Genomic DNA, 1,495 nt, shown 5'->3' with positions numbered 1-1,495 from the left:
CCTACATCGACGATGGGTGACCCGGGATGAGGCCCGGCGCGACCTGTTCGCTTACATCGAGGGCTACTACAATCGACAGCGCCTCCACTCGGCTCTCGGCTACATCACGCCCGAGCAGGCCGAGCGGAACGCAGGCTAACCTCCGTGTCCGTGAAAACGGGGGAGGATCAGGAGCTTGCCGCGCGCTACGGCATCAATCCCAAGACCGTCGCCAAATGGCAGAAGCGAACCTCAACCGAGGATTGCAATACAGGATCGAGCGAACCAAAATCTACGATATTGTCGAATGAGGACGTCGTCGTGGCGTCCCGACGTCACACTCTCCTTCCGCTGGATGATTGCCTCTATGCTCTCCAGGCGACGATCCCGCATCTGACACGCTCGTCCTTGCATCGTTGCTTGCAGCGCCACGGCATCTCGCGGCTGCCTGACACGGATGACGAGCAGCCCAAGCGTTCCAAGTTCAAACGCTACCCGATCGGCTACTTTCACATCGACATCGCCGAAGTCAGAACACAGGATGGCAAGCTCTACCTGTTTGTCGCCATCGACCGGACGTCGAAGTTCGCGTTCGTCGAGCTGCATGAGAAGGCGGCCCGCCGTGTAGCTGCCGAATTCCTTAAAGCTCTTGCCAATGCTGTCCCTTACAAGATCCAGATCGTGCTCACCGACAATGGTACACGCTTCACCGATCCGACCGGCGATGGTTGGACCCCGAAGACATCAAATCTATGCGGGATGAGAAGGTTTTGTTTCGCTGCCATGCTTTCGAGGGAGCTTGCGCTGATCTCGACATTGAGCATTGCTTGACCAAGCCGCGTCATCCGTGGACGAACGGCCAAGTCGAGCGGATGAACCGGACGATCAAGGAAGCAACCGTCAAGCGCTTCCATTATGACAATCATGATCAGCTTCGGCAGCACCTCGCCGATTTTGTCGCAGCCTACAACTTCGCACGTCGCCTCAAGACTTTACGCGGCCTCACCCCCTACGAGGCCATCTGCAAAGCCTGGACAGACGACCCGTCCAGGTTCACGCATGACCCGCACCATCAAACTCCGGGACCAAACGTCTAGCTTCAAAGATGACCCATGCTCCCTGCTGTGCACATGCAGCGGCGAAGCTTCGTGCTGCAGCAGCCGTATTTGCGATCCGGCGTGCGCCGCTGAGTACATGGTGAACGTCGAGCCAGTCCTTGGCGACATTAACTCCGACGAAGATGTCTTGCATCATGATCCCTACTCCTGTCCTGCGGGATCGGTCGAAGCTGTCCCAATCAACTATTCAGGCTGATGCTTCATGGCGCGGACGGCTCCCGATCCGGGAACTGGGCTCAGACACCCTGGAGGCTCGCGGGATGCCGTCCGCGGGCGCAGAGTAGATCAACCGCGACAGACAGGAGGCTCCTCCTTCTGATACCGCCGCGCTTAGGTTTTGACTCGTAGCGGGTTTTCATTGGCGCGTGCGTGTGATTCGCTGCTGCCCTTCACCGGGG

General features: G+C 58.5%; 2 protein-coding genes and 1 pseudogene. 2 read left to right on the top strand and 1 reads right to left on the bottom strand.

From position 1 onward, the window contains the following. On the top strand, positions 1-139 hold a 139-nt coding region (locus VQ02_RS37195), incomplete at its 5' end, for an integrase core domain-containing protein (RefSeq protein ID WP_157080666.1). Positions 140-144: 5 nt separating this feature from the next. Further along, positions 145-1,076 (top strand): annotated as a pseudogene (locus VQ02_RS17280) (IS481 family transposase). Here the strand turns inward: VQ02_RS17280 and VQ02_RS38255 are convergent. Then, positions 1,033-1,233 (bottom strand): hypothetical protein, encoded by a 201-nt coding sequence (locus VQ02_RS38255; protein ID WP_167350763.1) that lies wholly within the window; start codon positions 1,231-1,233, stop codon positions 1,033-1,035. The pseudogene VQ02_RS17280 and the gene VQ02_RS38255 overlap by 44 nt on opposite strands. Positions 1,234-1,495: the final 262 nt, after the last annotated feature.

The organism is Methylobacterium variabile, assembly GCF_001043975.1.
Classification (GTDB): Bacteria; Pseudomonadota; Alphaproteobacteria; order Rhizobiales; family Beijerinckiaceae; genus Methylobacterium; species Methylobacterium variabile.
The sequence above is the reverse complement of the archived record's forward strand: the minus strand, read 5'-3'. Positions and strand labels throughout refer to the sequence as shown.